A 17,729-nucleotide genomic window follows, 5' to 3' on the forward strand; every position below is an offset into this window, starting at 1 on the left:
ACCCTCGAGAAGATGAGGTGTGCAGACGCTCATCGTGACCGCCCACCCCGACCCCGAGTCGCTCACGCACCACGTCGCGCATCGGCTGCGCGACGCGCTGCCGTCGGGTTCCGCAGAACTCGCCGACCTCGCCGACGAAGGGTTCGACCCAGGGTTCACGCTGGCTGACCGGCAGACGTACCGGACCGGGGCGGTCGCCCCGCCCGACATCGTGGCCGAGCAGCAGCGGATCGACCGTGCAACCGACCTGGTGCTCGTGTTCCCGGTCTGGTGGTGGTCGATGCCGGCGCTGCTCAAGGGGTGGGTGGACCGGGTGTTCGTGAACGGGTGGGCGTTCGACGTCGAGGCCGAGGGCGCGATGCGCCGGAACCTCGGACGGTTGACCGTCCACCTGGTCCCGATCGCGGGTGACGACGCCGGCGTGTACGAGCGGCACGGGTACGGCGAGGCCCTCCGAACGCAGGTCGTGCACGGGATCGTCGACTTCTGCGGGGCTCGGCGTGGCGTCACCGCGTTCGTGCACGACTCGGAGTCCGACGACGCCTCGGCGCGTGGGCGAGCGGTCACCGCCGCCGTGGACGCCGTCCGTCGTGCGGTCGTCGACCGGCACGGGCAGTGACCGATACCCTCGCAGCAGGTCTGGTCAGCGCGAACGGGGGAGCGATGCGCATCGTCTTCGACAACGGGGGCTTCAGCGATCTCGAGGTCAGCACCGTCGACCGCGACGGCGCCGAGCTGGTGTTCCGGTCGTCCGCGGGTGTGGTCGCGGCACGCCACCCCATCACGGCGGTCGCCCGCTTGGCAGTGAGGGCGACCGATCCGGAGCAAGGTCCGTCGGTGACGGGGGTCACGACGACGGGTACCGACGACGTGTCTTCGCCGATGACGGTGCGCGCGGCGCCGACCGGCAACCCGCAGGTCGATGCCGCCCGGCTGGATCGACCCGCCGCTTACGCGCCGTGGACACCGCAGGAGGATGCCGGGTTGGAGTCGATGCTCGCAGCCGGGATGTCGGTACCTGACGTCGCCGTCGTCCTGCGTCGTCAGGACGGCGCGATCCGTTCACGCTTGCGGCACCTCCAGGATGCATCCGAGGCCTCGACGACGGGCACGGTCCGGTTCGAGTAGCCCGACCGCCGGTCCGGCCCGTCGCAGCCGCCTACGATGGACGGGTGCTGCTCGCGATCGACACCTCCGCCGGGACCTCCGTCGCCGTCGTCGACCCGGCCACCGGCCTGGCCCTCGCGACCCGCGACACCGAGGACAGCCGCCGGCATGCCGAGGTGATCGGCCCGTTCCTCGCCGAGACCCTCGCCGACGCCGGCATCAGCGGAGCCGACGTCACCGGCGTCGTCGCCGGCATGGGCCCCGGCCCCTTCACCGGCCTGCGCGTCGGCATCGCCGCCGCCCGCACCTTCGCCGCAGCCCGCGGCGTCCCCGTCCTGCCCCTCGTCAGCCACGACGCCGTGGCCCTCGACCAGCGCGACTCGGGCATCGACGGGCCGTTCGTCGTCCTCACGGACGCCCGACGCCGCGAGGTCTACTGGAGCGCCTACGACGCCGACGGCGTCCGCGTGGCCGGCCCCGGACTCGCCAAGCCCGCCGATCTCGACGACGCGATCCGTGCCTCCCGGCCCGAAGCGGTGGGCTGGGACCGCCTGACGGTCGCGTCCATCCCGGCCTGGAGGCTCGGCTCGCTCGCCGCGGACCGGCTCGCGTCCGGTGCGGCGTTCGACCAGGACACGCCCCTGTACCTGCGCGATCCCGACGTCACGGTGCCGGGTGCGCCGAAGCGGGTGAAGCAGTGAGCCTGCCGGACGGGCTCCGCCTGCGGCGAGCACACCCGCAGGACCTCGACGACATCATGTGGCTCGAGCACGTCTCGTTCCCGACGGACGCCTGGTCGGCGTCTCAGATGTCGGGCGAGCTGTACTCACCGCACGGGTACTACGTCGTGATCGAGACGGTCGACGACGCCTCCGCGCCGCAGGTCGTCGGGTACGCCGGGCTCTCGTCGCTCGCGGGCAACCCGGTGGCCGACGTGCAGACCATCGCCGTCGCCGCGGACCAGCGCGGCAAGGGGCTCGGGCGGGTCCTGTTCACGGAGCTGCTCGACGAGGCCCGGCGCCGCGGTGTGCGCGAGGTGTTCCTCGAGGTGCGCGCGGACAACCCCGTGGCGCAGGCGATGTACACGGCGTTCGGGTTCGAGCACATCGCGACCCGGCCGCGCTACTACCAACCGGACGGCGTCGACGCGTGGGTGATGCGGGCGGAACTGCCCGGCCCGGACGCCGAGCGGTCGTCGGGCGTCGGACCCATCGGACAGGAGGCCCTCGGTGAGCGCGACTGAACCACTGGTGCTCGGCATCGAGACGAGCTGCGACGAGACCGGCGTCGGCATCGTGCGGGGGAGCACCCTGCTGGCGAACGTGATCGCCTCGAGCATGGACGAGCACGCGCGGTACGGCGGGGTCGTGCCCGAGGTCGCCGCACGGGCCCACCTGGAGGCGATGACACCGACGCTGCACGAGGCGCTCGACCGCGCCGGCGTCACCCTCGACGAACTCGACGCGGTCGCGGTCACCGCCGGGCCGGGCCTGGCGGGGGCGCTCATGGTCGGGGTGGGCGCTGCGAAGGCGCTCGCCGTGGCCACCGGCAAGCCCCTGTACGGCGTGAACCACCTGGTCGGGCACGTCGGCGCCGACGTGCTGCGTGAGGACGGCAGCGAGATCGAGCTGCCGACGATCGCGCTGCTGGTCTCCGGTGGCCACACGTCGCTGCTGCTGGTGCGGGACCTGGTCGGCGACGTCGAACTGCTCGGCGAGACGATCGACGACGCGGCGGGCGAGGCGTTCGACAAGGTCGCGCGGCTGCTCGGGCTGCCCTACCCCGGCGGCCCTCAGATCGACCGAGCCGCGGCCGATGGCGACCCGACGGCGATCCGGTTCCCCCGGGGACTGACGCTGCCGAAGGACATGGCCGCGCACCGGTACGACTTCTCGTTCTCGGGGCTCAAGACCGCTGTCGCACGGTGGGTCGAGCGCTGCCGCGACGAGGGCCGCGAGGTGCCGGTGGCCGACGTCGCCGCGAGCTTCCGCGAGGCCGTGGTCGACGTCCTGCTGACCAAGGCCCTGAACGCGTGCCGCGACACCGGCGTCGACCGGCTGCTGCTCGGTGGAGGGGTCGTCGCGAACGCCCGACTGCGCCAGGTCGCCGAGGAGCGTTGCGCGGCGGCGGGCGTGCGGCTGCGGATCCCGCCGTTCGACCTGTGCACCGACAACGGCGCGATGATCGCCGCCGTCGGAGCCCGTCTGGTCGCCGAGGGGCACGCGCCGAGCGACCTCGGCATCGCCGCGGACTCGACCCTGCCGGTGACGACCGTCCAGGTCTGACCAGTTCTGCCCCGGTCCTTCTTCGGGAGCCTGTGGGAGGATTCAACCTGGCGTCGGAGAGACCGGACGCCGAGAGGGGTGGACGGTGTCCGATCAGAACGAGTGGCCGAAGCCGGGCGAGACGCCGAACGGACCAGTGAACGGACAGCCCGACGGCACGCCCGCCCCGGACGCCCCGCAGGCTCCTGACGCACCGCAGGCCCCGTCGGCCCCGGAAGCACCCCAGCACCCGTACGGCCAGCAGCAGGACCCGTACGCGGCGCCGCAGCAGCCGCAGAACCCGTACGGCGCTCCGCAGCAGCAGAACCCGTACGCGGCGCCGCAGCAGTCGAACCCGTACGGTCAGCCGCAGCAGCAGGACCCGTACGCGGCACCGCAGTCCCAGTCGAACCCGTACGCACAGCAGCAGAACCCGTACGCGGCTCAGCAGCAGCAGAATGCCTACGGCGCCCCGCAGAACCCGTACGGTCAGCAGCAGAACCCGTACGGTCAGCAGCAGCCCTACGCGTCGAACCCGTACACCTACCAGCCCTACGCGCAGCGCCCGAAGACGAACGTCCTGTCGATCCTGTCGATCGTCTTCGCGTTCGGCGGCATCATCATCTGGCCGATCATCATCCTGACGAGCCCGGCCGGCGCGATCATGGGCCACATCGCCCTCGGCAAGATCAAGCAGAGCGGTGAGGGCGGCCGTGGCCTCGCGCTCGCCGGCATCATCGGTGGCTGGATCCTGACGGGCCTGTTCATCCTGATCGTCGCCCTGGTGTGGATCTCGATCGCGAACGCGTCGGACTACTCGGACTACTCCGACTACAGCTCGAGCTCCGGCGCCTTCGTCAACTGACGCTGACGGAGCACCGCGCGGCCCCCGGCCGTCAGCCGACCGTGTCGGTGAGCCGCTCGCACAGGATCGCCGTGTGGCGTCCCTCCAGGCGGGTGAGCACGAGCGTGACGCGACCCGACCCGCGCAACCGCAGCCGCTTGCGGAACTGGGCGGGGTCGACGTCGACGCCGCGCTTCTTGATCTCGACGGTGCCGATGCTGTCGGCGGCGAGCCGCGCAGCCAGTCGCTTGACGTCGAGCGGCATCGTGTCGAGCACCCGGAAGCCCTGCGCGAAGGGGGTCGTGACGGCGCGGTCGGACGTGACGTAGGCGATGCCGTCGGACAACATGTGCCCGTCGAGGCTGCGTGCCAGGTCGCCGATCAGCCGTGCGCGGATCACGGCGCCGTCGGGCTCGTACAGGTGGGCGCCGAGCGGTCCGACCTCGGCGTCGTCGGCGTCGGCCGCTCCGGTCATCTCGGCGATGCCGTGTGCGCCGATGACGGTGGCAGCGCGGCGGATCCCGGGGCGGGCGAGGGGGCCGAACCACAGGGCGAGCTCCACGACCTCGCGGTCGACGGAGGTCCACTGCGCCTCGGCGGTGTCCGGGATCAGGTCGCGGTCGATGCCCGGACCGAGCTTCACGCCGGTCGGCGTCGTCGTCGCCGCGGCGAACACGGTGTCGAGCGAGGGCGACCAGTCGTCCGGGTCGGCGAGCCGGCGGGTGTCCGAGTGGCCGGAGGTGCGTCGTGCGGGGTCCATCCACACGCCGTCCACCGAGGACAGGTCGAAGGACGCGGCATCACCGAGTTCCACCCGCGCGTTCGGCCAGACCGCCAGGTTGTGGGTCGCGACGGCCGCGGTCACCTCGTCGCGATCGACGGCGGTGACGTCGAGGTCGAGCGCCGCCATCGCCATGGCGTCCCCGCCGATGCCGCAGCCGAGGTCGGCGACACGGGTCAGCCCGGCCGCGGCGAAGCGTCCCGCGTGCTGGGCCGCGACCTGCAGCCGGGTGGCCTGCTCGAGCCCGGCCTCGGTGAAGAGCATGCGGGACGCGAAGTCGCCGAACTTGCCGCGGGCCTTCAGCCGCAGCTTCGCCTGGGTGAGGACGGCCGCGACGAGCCGGGGATCGTGGCCCTCGGCGCGCAGCCGGGACACCACGCGGACGATCTCGCCGCCGTCGGAGACGCCGGGGGTACGGTCGAGCAGGGCCATCCCGTCGGAGGTCAGCAGTGCGGTGAGTTCGGCGGCGTCCATGCGTCGATCCTCGCAGGTGCTGCGTGTTCTCCGGATCTGCTGGCACTCGGATTGACCGAGTGCCAGAGGCCCCCTAGAGTTGGCGTTGGCACTCTCCTGTGCGAAGTGCCAACCCGGTTTTCATCTGTACCGAGTCCGTACCGAGAAAGAAGAGGTCACCGTGGCCGTCAGCATCAAGCCGCTCGAGGATCGCATCGTCATCCGCCAGGTCGAGGCGGAGCAGACCACCGCTTCCGGTCTGGTCATCCCCGACACCGCGAAGGAGAAGCCCCAGGAGGGCGAGGTCGTCGCCGTGGGTCCGGGTCGCATCGACGACAACGGCAACCGCGTCCCGCTCGACGTCGCCGTGGGTGACAAGGTCATCTACTCCAAGTACGGCGGAACCGAGGTCAAGTACTCGGGCGAGGACCTGCTGGTCCTGTCGGCCCGCGACGTCCTCGCGGTCATCGTTCACTGAGTCGAGTACTCGACACGTCACGCCCCGTCCGGCCTTCGGGCCGACGGGGCGTGACGTGTTTCCCGGGGCCCGTCACCCGGGCATTGGGGTCCTGATCAGCCCGCCTGGAGGCCCGGCGCGCGTCCCACGGGTCGGCGGTCGTTCCTAGGATGGTTCCGTGAGTGAACCGAGTCCCGCGCGACCTGTCCGCAGCGAGGCATCCGTCGGCGTGGTGCAGGCCATCGTGGCGTACGGGCTCTGGGGTCTGATGCCCCTGCTGTTCGCGGCCATGGCCCCCGCGGCGGCGTTCGAGATCGTGTCGTGGCGGATCGTCTTCGGCCTGGTGTTCTGCGCGGTCGCGATCGCCGTCACCCGGTCGTGGCTCCGCACCCGCACCCTGATGGCCCAGCGCCGCGTGATGCTCGTGATGGGGCTCGCCGCCGTCCTGATCCTGGTCAACTGGACCGTTTACGTCCTCGCGACGACCACCGGCCACACCGTCGAGGCCGCGCTCGGCTACTTCATCAACCCACTCGTCACGATCGCGCTCGGCGTCGTGGTCCTGCGTGAACGCCTGCGTCCGGCGCAGTGGACCGCCGTCGGGCTGAGCGTCGTCGCCGTCGTCGTCATCGCCATCGGGTACGGGCAGATGCCGTGGATCTCGCTGGCCCTGGCGTTCTCGTTCGGGCTGTACGGCCTGGTGAAGAAGCGCGTCGGCGGCACCGTGGACGCCCTGAGCGGCCTGACACTCGAGACCGTGTGGCTGCTGCCGATCGCAGTCGTGGCGCTGGTGGTGCTCGGGGCGACCGGGCTCGGCGGCGGGGTGACGTTCACGAGCGAGGGCTGGGGACACGTGGTCATCACCGTGCTGACCGGGCCGGCGACCGCGGTGCCGCTGCTGCTGTTCGCGTCGTCGGCCCGTCGGGTGAGCCTGTCGACCCTCGGCCTGACCCAGTACCTGGCGCCCGTGATGCAGCTGCTCGTCGGAGTGCTGGTGCAGCACGAGGAGATGTCAGCGGGCCGCTGGTTCGGCTTCGGCATCGTGTGGCTCGCGCTCGTGGTGCTGACGGCGGACTCGTTCGCCGCCGCACGGGCGTCTCGTCGCCTGGCGCTCGCACCCGCCGCGGCCGAGCCGGTCTGACCCGGGCCCCACGGGCCTCCAGGCCGCCCGTCGCTCCGTCCTGCGAAGGCGACACATCCTGCCGGTCGTCCCCGACACCGAAGCGAAAGCGACAGTCCCCCGCGGAGGTTCCGCGGGGGACTGTCGCTTTCGCGAGCGGTGCTGGGCTGTGCCCTACTTCTTCACCGCACCCTGGATGGCGCTCTGGTAGACGGGCTTGTTGTCGCCGTCGAACTTGTAGATGCCGATGTAGGCGCTCGACGGGTCGTTGTTGTCGTCGAACGGACCGATGCCGGACGGGCCGGTGTAGTGGATGTCCTCGCCGTCGTCCAGGAGGGTCTTGCACTCCTTGAACGTGGCGCACTCGGTGCCGCCGTCAGCACCGGACACGGCAGCCATGTTCGCCTGGATCGTGCCGGAGTCGGTGCCCTTGCCCTTCACCGCGGCGAGGGCCGCGAGGACGGTGGCGTCGTAGGACTCCGCCGCGTACGAGTAGTCGGCGAGCGTCTTGCCCGACGAGTCCTTGTAGAAGGCGGCGAGCTGCTTCTTGAAGTCGTCCTTCGGCGAGGCGCCGGGGATGGTGCCCTGGGCGCCGCTGAGGGTGCCCTTGTCGAAGTCCTTCGAGTAGTCCGCCGTGTTGCCGTCGGACATGTAGATCTTCGCTTCGTTCCCCTGGGAGACGAGCTCCGGAATGATCGACTTCGTCTCGTCGAAGGCGAGGACGACGATCGCGTCGGGCTTCGCGGCCAGGGCAGCGGTCACCTCGGACGAGAACGTGGTCTGGCCGGGCGGGAACTCCTGGCCCTCGCCCTTGCCGCCGTAGACGACCTGGCCACCGGAGGCCTCGACGGCCGACTGCACCGAGTTGCGGAGGCCGGTGCCGTAGGTGTCGTTGAAGACCAGGAAGGCGACCTTCGCGTTGCCGTCACCGGTCACGAGCTGACCGAGCGCGGAACCCTGCACCGAGTCCGGCGGTGCGGTCCGGTAGTAGTACGACGAGTAGCCGGAGAGGTCGGACGCGGTGTTCGCGGGCGAGATCTCGACGATGCAGTTGCTCGTCAGCTGGTCGATGACGTTCAACGTGACGGACGAGGACTCGGCGCCGATCGCGACCGGGACCTTCGCGTTGACGAGCTTCGTCGCGGCGGAGCTCGACACGGTCATGTCGTTGCTGTCACCGGAGTCGGTCGCCGGGTCGATCGTGACGTCCTTGTCGAGGACGCCGCCCGCGGCGTTGATGTCCTTGACGGCCAGGCCGACACCGGACTCGGCCGGCGGGTTGAGGTAGGCCAGCGAACCGGTCAGGGGCAGGATCGTGCCGATCTTCAGCGCGTCCGTGCCGGGGGTGTCCGGGGCCTTGCAGCTGGCGGCGGGATCCTTCTTCGCATCGCTCGACGCCGAGCTCGAGGGGGAAGCACTGCCGGTGGTGGAACACGCGGCGAGGAGGACGGCTGCTGCGCCCGCCAACGCCAGTGCCGCGGTGGCACGGGTGGTTCTGATCATCCGTGGAGCCCTTTCTCTGCGCGGAGGCTGTGCCGCTTCGGGTGAATGCGACGCCTCCACTGGATGTCGAGAAACGTAGGGTCCATGTGTTTCGCCCGTGTGACGGGGCGGTACGCAAAGGTGTTTCGTTACCGAGCCGTGACGTTCCTGTGCGCGGCGACAGGGATCGGCACGTTCGTGACGGTGCCGGGGTGGCGACCCGACCTGCGCCAGGCGGATGGTCCGGCAGGGCGTCCGGGAGGCCCGGCGTACGTTCCCCCGCATGAGCGACTTCCAGCCCACCAAAGCCATCGTCACCGGCTCCGAATCCGGGATCGGCCGTGCGACCGCCGTCGCGCTCGCCGAAGCCGGCATGGACGTCGGCATCACCTACCTGTCCGAGCCCGACCGGGCCGAGGAGACCGCGGAAGAGGTCCGGAAGACCGGCCGCCAGGCCTTCGTCGAGCAGATCGACGTCTCCGACCTCGCCGGCGCGGCGGCCGTCATCGACCGCCTGGTCTCTCAGCTGGGCGGCGTCGACGTCTTCGTGGCCGACGCCGGCACCGGCGACAACGCGCCGTTCCTCGAGATGACCCTCGACCAGTGGCGCCACACCGTCTCGACCGACCTCGACGGGGCCTTCGTCACGATGCAGGCCGCGGCGAAGCACATGGCGCAGGCGGGCACCGGCGGCCGGATCATCGGCATCACGAGCGTGCACGAGCACCAGCCCCGCTACGGCTCGAGCGCCTACGACGCCGCGAAGCACGGGCTCGGCGGCCTGCTGAAGACCATGGCGATCGAGCTCGCCGAGCACGGCATCACCGTGAACGCCGTCGCCCCCGGTGAGATCGCCACCCGGATGACCGGCGCCGAGGACGAGGACCCGCACACCATCGACCGCCCCGGTGTACCGCTCGGCCGTCCGGGCAACGCGTGGGAGATCGCGGCAGCCGTGGCGTTCCTGGCCTCACGCGCGTCGTCCTACATCACGGGGGTGTCCCTGCCGGTGGACGGCGGGATGCTGCAGATGGGCCCGCACGGCGGCTCGCACATCACGTCGAACGACTGGCGTTCGGCGTAGGAGCTCGGCCGGCGGTCCGGTCAGCAGGCCGGCCGGCGGTCCGGTCAGGAGGCCGGCCGGCGGTCCGGCCAGCAGGCCGGCCGGCGGGCCGGTCAGCTCGGCTGGTCGGCTTCCTCGTCGAGTTCGGCCTGGGACCGCAGGACGCAGAACTCGTTGCCCTCCGGGTCGGCGAAGACCACCCATCCGCCGTCCGGGTGGCGCAGGTCGGCGAGCTCCACGGCACCGATGCCGCGGAGCCGCTCGACCTCTTCATCGCGGGTGCGGTCGGTGGGGCGCAGGTCGAAGTGGATCCGGTTCTTCACGGTCTTCGCCTCGGGCACCTGGATGAAGAGCACCGTGTGGGACCGGTCGGGTGCCGTGATCTCGCACTCCTCGTGCCCGGGGGCGTTCGGGTCGTCGGGCAGGTCGACGTACCCGAGCACCTGCTTCCACCACTCGGACTGGGCGTAGGCGTCGCGGGAGTCGATCGTGGTGTGTGAGACGGCGCTGACCATGCGGTGACACTACCGCCGCGGAACGCAGCACTGCGGGGGGCGCGGGGTCAAGACGCCGTCGTGTTACTTCGACGCCGCGGTGCTCGCGAAACACCGCTGAATTCGGCGGCGTTTCGGGGACTCGGCGGCGTCCAACCCACATGACGGCGTCTTGCGCTCTCCGCCGGCCGCTGCTCACGAGTCCGGCTGGCGACGTGCGCTGATCGGCGCTGCACGGAACAGAGGGAGCCCAGCAGCCGACAGCACCGCAGCCGGTGCTCGTGCATCCGCGGCCTCCCGCATCGTCCACCGCGCGAACCCGTGCACCTCCGGCAGTCGACGGAGGGTGTCCTCACGGGTCTTCTCGTCCCAGAGGGCTCGGGGGACGTCGTACTTCAGGCGACCGTCGAACTCCCCGATCACGCCGGCGTCGGGCCACCAGAAGTCCGTTCTGAACCTGCCGCGCGGCGTCTCGAACTCGTGCTGCAACTCCGGGGCAGGAATCCCGAGGAGATGGGCGGTGACGCGGCTGATCGACTCCCCCGGGGATTCGGCCAGCGCGAAGGCGATCGCCGCAGCGGCCTGTCGGCATCCACGCACGCGTCCGAGGGCGTCGAATGCGCCGGTGAGTCCTTCGCGACGGAGCATGTCGAACCGGAGCACGTGGTGGAGGACGACGACGGCGTGGGTGAACGACTGCCGACGTGCGATGTCGAGGACCGTCCGCTCGAGGGACGTCGTCGGGATCCCGTCGACCACGACGCGCTCGCCGTTCCGGATCCGCCCGGTGTGACGGACGACGCCCCGACCGGTGTGCGTCTTGTCGAGCCGGACGTCGATCACGTGCAACCTCCAGTCGGCAGCGTCGAAGTCGGGCAACCCCCAGAGTGCCGCGGCCGAGGTCCCCGAGACGACGCACTCGGACTCCAGGGACCCGTACCGTGCGCGGACGAACAGGCGCCGGCGTTCCAGGAGTGAGAGCGCCTCCCACTCCGGGCGCTCGACGGCGGCGCCGTGGAACAGGCGCACCGGTTCGTGCAGGGCCGACGGGACACGGACCAGGACGGTCTGGGCGAGCGCGTTCATGCCCGAAGCTTGGAACGCGGCCACGGCGCGAGGCGACTCGCACGTCGGACCGGTGGAGAGCCTCCAGGCCGTTTCCGGCTGTGGAGGAGTCGCAAGACGCCGTCGTCTCCGAACCACGCCTGGAAAGCGTTGAGACGCCGCCGAATTCGGCGGCGTCTCAACGACACGACGGCGTCTTGCGGACCAGAATCGGCCCGGACCAGAACTCAGCTGCGGTAGTTCGGCGCCTCGACGACCATCTGGACGTCGTGCGGGTGGGACTCCTTGAGCCCCGCCGCCGTGATGCGGACGAACTTGCCACGGGCCTTCAGCTCGGGGATCGTGCGACCGCCGACGTAGAACATCGACTGCCGCAGCCCTCCGGTGAGCTGGTAGACGACGTTGCCGACCGAACCGCGGTAGGGCACCTGGCCCTCGATGCCCTCGGGGATGAGCTTGTCGTCGTTCGGCACGTCCGCCTGGAAGTAGCGGTCCTTCGAGTACGAGGTCTTCTTGCCACGGGTCTGCAGGGCACCGAGGGACCCCATGCCGCGGTAGGCCTTGAACTGCTTGCCGTTCACGAACACCAGGTCACCGGGGGACTCATCGGTGCCGGCCAGCAGCGAGCCGAGCATGACGGTGTCGGCACCGGCCACCAGGGCCTTGGCGATGTCGCCCGAGTACTGCAGGCCACCGTCGGCGATGATCGGCACACCGGCTTCGCGTGCGGCGAGGGAGGCCTCGTACACGGCGGTCACCTGCGGCACACCCACTCCGGCGACGACGCGCGTGGTGCAGATGGAGCCCGGGCCGACACCGACCTTGACGGCGTCCACACCGGCGTCGATGAGCGCCTGGGCGCCCGCGCGGGTGGCGACGTTGCCGCCGATGACGTCGATCGCGTCGAACGTCGGGTCGGCCTTCAGGCGACGGACCATGTCGAGCACGCCTTCGCTCTCGCCGTTGGCGGTGTCGACGACGAGCACGTCGACGCCGGCGTCACGCAGGGCCTCGGCGCGCTGCCAGGCGTCGCCGAAGAAGCCGATCGCGGCACCGACGCGGAGCCGGCCCTCGTCGTCCTTCGTGGCGTCCGGGTACTGCTCGCTCTTGTCGAAGTCCTTGACGGTGATGAGGCCGCGGAGCTTGCCCTCGGCGTCGACCAGCGGCAGCTTCTCGATCTTGTGCTGCGCGAAGATGGCGATCGCCTCTTCGGGGTCGATGCCCTCCATCGCGGTGATCAGCGGGGCCTTCGTCATGACGTCGCGCACGTACGTGGTGGCCTGCTCGAACGAGGCCACGAAGCGCATGTCGCGGTTCGTGATGATGCCGACGAGGGTGCCGTCCTGCTCGACGACCGGGAGGCCGGAGACGCGGAACTGGCCGCAGAGCGCGTCGACCTCGGCCACGGTGGCGTCCGGGGTCGTGGTCACCGGGTTGGTGATCATGCCCGACTCGGAGCGCTTGACCTTGTCGACGTAGGCCGCCTGGTCCTCGATGGACAGGTTGCGGTGCAGGATCCCGATGCCGCCCTGGCGCGCCATGGCGATGGCCATGCGGGCTTCGGTGACGGTGTCCATCGCGGCGGAGAGCAGCGGGACGTTGACGGAGATCCGCTTGGTGAGCCGGGACGCCGTGGACGCCTCGCTCGGGATGACGTCGGTGTGCCCGGGCAGCAGCATGACGTCGTCGTACGTGAGTCCGATGAATCCGAACGGATCCGGCTGGTCCATGGGTCCCCTTCGTGGGCGAGTGAAGTGTCGAGACACCGGGAACACGACGACGGGTTCCGGATAGGACATGGTAACGCGAGCGGCTGTCGCCGCATTCCGCCTGGAGGCACGGATCGCGCCCGCCTCGGAGCGTTCCTCCACAACGTCACAGTTCGGGTACGAATCACACAGGGAACGTGTTGGAAACACGGGTGTCACAAAATCCCCATAGGTTCCTCGTCATCCGAACGAGAGGCTCTTCCGTGGGATCCATCACTCCTCCGGGACGGGCGCAGCCGCGCCTGTTCCGCCTCCGCCACGCACGACGACGACCGGTCCTGGCGGCCGTGCTCGTCGCCGCGTTCCTGGCGACCTTCCTGATCGACTGGGCGGTCACCCTGCCGGCCTTCAGTGCCACCTCGGCACCGGCCACCAGCCAGGCGTGCACCGTCAGCCCCGACAACGGGTGCATCCAGGGCACGATCACCGACTCCGAGCGTGAACCGGCCGAGGGCGTCGACGTCGACGTGACCGGCCCGAGCGGCTTCGACGAGACGGCCACGACGAACGCCGACGGCCGCTGGTCGGTCAGCGTCGACACGGCCGGCGAGTACACGGTGAGCGTCGACCAGGGCACCCTGCCGAAGGGGCAGTACCTGACGAACGCCGCCGACGCCGAGCGCAAGGTGCAGGCCACCCTGAACGCCAACGTCGGGCAGATCTTCCAGCTGTCCGACCAGAAGGGCGCCACGACCTCGGCGGACTCGTCGGGCGTGAGCATCCAGCGGGCCTGGCAGCAGTTCGCCTCGGGGCTCCGGCTCGGGCTGCTCATCGCCCTGGCGTCCATCGGGCTCTCGCTCATCTACGGCACGACGGGGCTGTCGAGCTTCTCGCACGGTGAGCAGGTCACCCTCGGCGGCCTGCTGGCGTACGTGTTCGCCAACCAGCTCGGCTGGAACATCTGGGTCACCGGCATCGTCGTCACGCTGTTGTGCGCCGCGACCGGGTACCTGCAGGACGCCGCGATCTGGCGGCCACTCCGGCGACGGCGCATCAGCCTGACGCAGCTCATGATCGTGACGATCGGTCTGTCGATCGCCGCCCAGTACGCGTTCCAGTACTTCTTCGGTGCCTCGACGGTGCGCATCCAGCAGGGCAACCCGGAGACCGTGCGGTTCGCGGGCGTCACCCTGACGGTGCAGTCCTACGTCGCCATGGGGATCGCGCTCGTGGTCCTCGTCGCGACCGGGCTCTTCCTGGCGAAGACGCGCTTCGGCCGGGCGACCCGCGCCGTGTCGGACAACCCGGCGCTCGCCGCGGCCTCCGGCATCGACGTCGACCGGGTGATCCGCTTCGTGTGGACGCTCGCCGCCGGCCTCGCGGGGCTCTCCGGCGTGATGCTCGGACTCGTCCTGAACGGCGTGAACTGGCAGACCGGGCTCCAGCTGCTCCTGCTCATGTTCGCCTCGGTCACGCTCGGTGGCCTCGGCACCGCGTACGGCGCCCTGGTCGGCTCGATGATCATCGGCGTCGTCGTGGAGCTCACGAACCTGGTGCTCCCCGGTGACTTCAAGTACGCCACCGCCCTCGTCATCCTCATCCTCATCCTGCTGTTCCGGCCGCAGGGCATCTTCGGCCGCGCCGAGCGGATCGGCTAAGGGAGCACGCGCATGGACTACATCCTCAACCTGCTGTCCTCGCTCACCCAGGAGGCACTCGCCCCGACGACGGCGGCGTTCGCCCTGGCCGCGATCGGCCTGAACGTGCACTTCGGGCTCACCGGCCTCGTGAACATGGGCCAGGCGGCGTTCCTGCTGCTCGGTGCCTACGGCTTCGCGATCTCGATCACGAACGGACTGCCGTTCGTGATGGCGGTCCTCATCGCCCTGCTCGTCGCGATCGTGTTCGCGATCATCCTCGGCATCCCGACCCTTCGGTTGCGCGGCGACTACCTGGCGATCGTCACGATCTCCGGCGCCGAGATCATCCGCATGGTGGGCCGCTCCAGCCTGCTCACCTCGACCACGGGCGGCTCGAACGGCATCACCGGGTCGAGCTACCGCGACCCGTTCACCGCCCTCAGCCCGCTGCCCGACGGCACCACCACGATCCTGTGGTTCACGTACGCGAACAACGGCGTCAACGGTTGGTGGATCCGCATCGCCGCGTGGGCCATGGTCGCCCTGTTCACCCTGGTGCTCTTCCTGCTGATGCGCAGCCCGTGGGGCCGCGTGGTGAAGGCCATCCGCGAGGACGAGGACGCGGTCCGCTCGCTCGGCAAGAACGTCTACTCGTACAAGATGCAGGCGCTCGTGTTCGGTGGGGCGCTCGGTGCGATCGCGGGCATCATCTACGTGCTGCCGAGTTCGGTGCAACCAGACGCCATGGGCCGCTCGATGACGTTCTTCATCTGGACGGCGCTCATCCTCGGTGGTGCGGCGACGGTGTTCGGACCGGTGCTCGGAGCCGTGCTCTTCTTCGTCGTCCGGCTCTTCATCCGCACGCTGGCCGGCGACTTCATCCCCGACTCGATCATGAACGCGCAGCAGGCGGAGCAGTTCTCGTACGTGCTCGTCGGCGTCGCGCTCATGCTGCTCATCGTGTTCCGTCCACAGGGGTTGCTCGGCAACAAGAAGGAGCTGACGTTCAGTGTCTGAGACCTACGGCCACCCCAAGGCCGACCCGATCCTCACCGTCGACGACGTCACCCGCCGCTTCGGGGGCATGACCGCCGTGGACGTCGACCACCTCGAGGTCCAGCGTGGTTCCATCACGGCCCTCATCGGCCCGAACGGCGCCGGCAAGACGACGTTCTTCAACCTGCTCACCGGGTTCGACAAGCCGAGCCCGGGTGCGAAGACGCAGTTCGACGGCGCCACGCTGCAGAAGACGAGCGCGACGCACATCGCGAACAAGGGCATGGTCCGCACCTTCCAGCTGACCAAGGCGCTGTCCCGGCTCACCGTGATGCAGAACATGCTCCTCGGTGCCCGCGACCAGCCCGGCGAGAACTTCTTCGCCGCCCTGGTCAAGCCGGTGTGGGCGAAGCGGGAGCGCGAGATCACGGCCAAGGCCGAGGACCTCCTCGCCCGGTTCAAGCTCGACACGAAGGCGGACGACTACGCCGGTTCGCTGTCCGGCGGGCAGCGCAAGCTGCTCGAGATGGCGCGGGCGCTGATGTCCGACCCGACGATGATCATGCTCGACGAGCCGATGGCCGGCGTGAACCCCGCGCTCACCCAGTCGCTCCTCGGGCACATCCAGTCCCTGCGCGACGACGGCATGACCGTGCTGTTCGTCGAGCACGACATGCACATGGTCCGGCACATCTCGGACTGGGTGGTCGTGATGGCCGAGGGCAAGGTCGTCGCCGAGGGCCCGGCGGACACGGTGATGGACGACCAGGCCGTGATCGACGCCTACCTCGGTGCGCACCACGACACCGACCTGGGTGACGACTCGCTCCTCACCGAGGAGACCTTCGAGGAACTGGCGGAGGAAGTCGCCGAAGAGGACGCAGCAGAGGAGACGACCCGATGACGGACGCAACGGACCCCACGAACGCGAGCAGTGCCTCCAGTCCGTCCCCGGCGGCCACGCTGGAACGCGAGCCGGTGCTCAGCGCGAAGAACCTCGTCGCCGGCTACCTGCCGGGCGTGAACATCCTGAACGGCTGCGACCTGGACTGCTACCCGGGCGAGCTCATCGGCATCATCGGGCCGAACGGTGCGGGCAAGTCGACGCTCCTCAAGGCGCTGTTCGGGCTCGTGTCCATCCGCGAGGGTTCGGTGACCCTGCAGGGTGACGACATCACGAACCTCAAGGCGAACAAGCTCGTGCAGGCCGGTGTCGGCTTCGTGCCGCAGACGAACAACGTGTTCCCCTCGCTGTCGATCGAGGAGAACCTGCAGATGGGGCTGTACCTGCGGCCCCGGAAGTTCGCCGAACGGCTCGAGGTCATCTACGACCTGTTCCCGGTCCTCGCTCAGCGGCGGAACCAGCGGGCCGGATCGCTCTCGGGTGGTGAGCGGCAGTCCGTCGCGATGGCCCGTGCGCTGATGATGGACCCGAAGGTGCTGCTGCTCGACGAGCCGAGCGCCGGACTCTCCCCCGTGCGCCAGGACGAGACGTTCCTGCGGACCCGCCGGATCAACAAGGCCGGTGTGTCGATCATCATGGTGGAGCAGAACGCGCGACGCTGTCTGCAGATCTGCGATCGTGGGTACGTGCTCGACCAGGGGAAGAACGCGTACTCGGGCACCGGGAAGGAACTCGCTGACGACCCCAAGGTCATCGAGCTCTACCTGGGGACGCTCGCCAAGGACGTCGACGCACAGCGCTAGCGCTGTCGTCGGCTACGGGTACCGCTGTGGGGGTGGTATCCGTGACGGGTGGGGCCGTGCGTGGTCGCTTCGCGCCGCACGGCCCCGCTCCTGTACCCGGCCCGGAGGCGCGGCTCGCGTCCGGTCGCATGACTGTGGTCGCATGACGCCGTCGTGTTCTGTTGACGCCGCGGTCCCGTCGAGACGCCTCGGAATCCTGCGGCGTCTCGTTCGTAGGGCGGTGTCCTGCGCTGACGACGGCGTCTTCCGTTGATGACGGCGTCCTCCGTCGCACCCCGGCCCGGAGGCGCGGCTCGCCCCGCGCGGGTCGGTATCGTTCCGCGGGTGCGCACCTCCGGACCCCTCGTGCTCGACGCCCTCGTCTGGCTCGTGTTCATCGCGCTCTTCGTCGGCGCGGCGTTGCTCGTCAAGGTCGCGGCCGTGCTGCTCGTCGTGCTCGTGGTGCTCGCGCTCCTGCTCGGCTTCGTGCTGCGGGCGCTCCGGAAGCGCCGACGGGCGCCGCGGCGTCCGCGCTGACGACTCGGCCCGCACCGTCCGGCCCGTGCAC

19 protein-coding genes are annotated in these 17,729 nt (G+C 70.0%); 14 read left to right on the top strand and 5 right to left on the bottom strand.

Going from position 1 to position 17,729, the window contains the following annotated elements; all coding sequences use genetic code 11:
- Positions 1-19: 19 nt before the first annotated feature.
- From DEJ35_RS01125 to DEJ35_RS01150, 6 genes are all read left to right on the top strand, one after another.
- Positions 20-619 carry an NAD(P)H-dependent oxidoreductase gene (locus tag DEJ35_RS01125; protein WP_111191883.1) on the top strand — a complete coding sequence of 200 codons (600 nt, stop codon included), beginning with the start codon at positions 20-22 and terminating at the stop codon, positions 617-619.
- A gap of 44 nt (positions 620-663) precedes the next feature.
- Positions 664-1,128: a hypothetical protein gene (locus DEJ35_RS01130; RefSeq protein WP_111191884.1), complete on the top strand. Its 465-nt coding sequence runs from the start codon at positions 664-666 to the stop codon at positions 1,126-1,128.
- Between the two features lie 44 nt (positions 1,129-1,172).
- Positions 1,173-1,808 (top strand): tRNA (adenosine(37)-N6)-threonylcarbamoyltransferase complex dimerization subunit type 1 TsaB, encoded by a 636-nt coding sequence (tsaB, locus tag DEJ35_RS01135; protein WP_111191885.1) that lies wholly within the window; start codon positions 1,173-1,175, stop codon positions 1,806-1,808.
- Positions 1,805-2,350: a ribosomal protein S18-alanine N-acetyltransferase gene (gene rimI / locus DEJ35_RS01140; RefSeq protein WP_181435462.1), complete on the top strand. Its 546-nt coding sequence runs from the start codon at positions 1,805-1,807 to the stop codon at positions 2,348-2,350. The genes tsaB and rimI overlap by 4 nt, the downstream gene beginning before the upstream one ends.
- Entirely contained in the window at positions 2,337-3,392 is a 1,056-nt protein-coding gene (gene tsaD / locus DEJ35_RS01145) for a tRNA (adenosine(37)-N6)-threonylcarbamoyltransferase complex transferase subunit TsaD (protein ID WP_111191886.1), read from the top strand. Before rimI ends, tsaD begins: the two co-directional genes overlap by 14 nt.
- An 85-nt stretch (positions 3,393-3,477) precedes the next feature.
- A complete protein-coding gene (locus DEJ35_RS01150; protein ID WP_146238510.1) occupies positions 3,478-4,236 on the top strand; it encodes a DUF4190 domain-containing protein in 759 nt (252 codons plus the stop codon).
- 31 nt (positions 4,237-4,267) lie between these two features.
- Here the strand turns inward: DEJ35_RS01150 and DEJ35_RS01155 are convergent, their stop codons facing one another.
- Positions 4,268-5,470 (bottom strand): class I SAM-dependent methyltransferase, encoded by a 1,203-nt coding sequence (locus DEJ35_RS01155; RefSeq protein WP_110859521.1) that lies wholly within the window; start codon positions 5,468-5,470, stop codon positions 4,268-4,270.
- 160 nt (positions 5,471-5,630) lie between these two features.
- On the opposite strand from DEJ35_RS01155, the gene groES reads away from it, so the two are divergent.
- Together groES and rarD are read left to right on the top strand one after the other, a co-directional pair.
- Complete coding sequence (gene groES, locus DEJ35_RS01160) at positions 5,631-5,927, top strand: co-chaperone GroES (RefSeq protein WP_017885484.1); 297 nt, start codon at positions 5,631-5,633, stop codon at positions 5,925-5,927.
- Positions 5,928-6,084: 157 nt separating this feature from the next.
- Positions 6,085-7,047, top strand: coding sequence for an EamA family transporter RarD (rarD, locus tag DEJ35_RS01165; protein ID WP_181435463.1), 963 nt, complete (start codon positions 6,085-6,087; stop codon positions 7,045-7,047).
- Between the two features lie 153 nt (positions 7,048-7,200).
- On the opposite strand, the gene DEJ35_RS01170 is transcribed toward rarD, so the two are convergent.
- Entirely contained in the window at positions 7,201-8,529 is a 1,329-nt protein-coding gene (locus DEJ35_RS01170) for an ABC transporter substrate-binding protein (RefSeq protein ID WP_111191888.1), read from the bottom strand.
- Positions 8,530-8,791: 262 nt separating this feature from the next.
- Here DEJ35_RS01170 and DEJ35_RS01175 point away from each other — a divergent pair, with 262 nt between their 5' ends.
- Positions 8,792-9,592, top strand: coding sequence for an SDR family oxidoreductase (locus tag DEJ35_RS01175; RefSeq protein WP_110859524.1), 801 nt, complete (start codon positions 8,792-8,794; stop codon positions 9,590-9,592).
- Positions 9,593-9,684: 92 nt separating this feature from the next.
- On the opposite strand, the gene DEJ35_RS01180 is transcribed toward DEJ35_RS01175, so the two are convergent.
- The 3 genes from DEJ35_RS01180 to guaB form a co-directional block, all read right to left on the bottom strand.
- A complete protein-coding gene (locus DEJ35_RS01180) occupies positions 9,685-10,086 on the bottom strand; it encodes a VOC family protein (RefSeq protein WP_111191889.1) in 402 nt (133 codons plus the stop codon).
- 174 nt (positions 10,087-10,260) lie between these two features.
- Positions 10,261-11,151 carry a hypothetical protein gene (locus tag DEJ35_RS01185; protein ID WP_110859526.1) on the bottom strand — a complete coding sequence of 297 codons (891 nt, stop codon included), beginning with the start codon at positions 11,149-11,151 and terminating at the stop codon, positions 10,261-10,263.
- A gap of 206 nt (positions 11,152-11,357) precedes the next feature.
- Complete coding sequence (gene guaB, locus DEJ35_RS01190; protein WP_110859527.1) at positions 11,358-12,860, bottom strand: IMP dehydrogenase; 1,503 nt, start codon at positions 12,858-12,860, stop codon at positions 11,358-11,360.
- Positions 12,861-13,186: 326 nt separating this feature from the next.
- Here guaB and DEJ35_RS01195 point away from each other — a divergent pair, with 326 nt between their 5' ends.
- From DEJ35_RS01195 to DEJ35_RS01215, 5 genes are all read left to right on the top strand, one after another.
- Positions 13,187-14,497, top strand: coding sequence for a branched-chain amino acid ABC transporter permease (locus tag DEJ35_RS01195; RefSeq protein WP_110859528.1), 1,311 nt, complete (start codon positions 13,187-13,189; stop codon positions 14,495-14,497).
- A 12-nt stretch (positions 14,498-14,509) separates the two neighbouring features.
- A complete protein-coding gene (locus DEJ35_RS01200; protein WP_027466698.1) occupies positions 14,510-15,496 on the top strand; it encodes a branched-chain amino acid ABC transporter permease in 987 nt (328 codons plus the stop codon).
- Positions 15,489-16,379, top strand: coding sequence for an ABC transporter ATP-binding protein (locus tag DEJ35_RS01205; protein WP_110859529.1), 891 nt, complete (start codon positions 15,489-15,491; stop codon positions 16,377-16,379). Before DEJ35_RS01200 ends, DEJ35_RS01205 begins: the two co-directional genes overlap by 8 nt.
- Positions 16,376-17,182 carry an ABC transporter ATP-binding protein gene (locus DEJ35_RS01210; RefSeq protein ID WP_027466696.1) on the top strand — a complete coding sequence of 269 codons (807 nt, stop codon included), beginning with the start codon at positions 16,376-16,378 and terminating at the stop codon, positions 17,180-17,182. The genes DEJ35_RS01205 and DEJ35_RS01210 overlap by 4 nt, the downstream gene beginning before the upstream one ends.
- A gap of 324 nt (positions 17,183-17,506) precedes the next feature.
- Positions 17,507-17,698, top strand: coding sequence for a hypothetical protein (locus DEJ35_RS01215; protein ID WP_027466695.1), 192 nt, complete (start codon positions 17,507-17,509; stop codon positions 17,696-17,698).
- The last annotated feature ends 31 nt before the right edge of the window (positions 17,699-17,729 follow it).

This window comes from Curtobacterium sp. MCPF17_051 (genome assembly GCF_003234595.1).
GTDB classification, from domain to species: Bacteria; Actinomycetota; Actinomycetes; order Actinomycetales; family Microbacteriaceae; genus Curtobacterium; species Curtobacterium flaccumfaciens.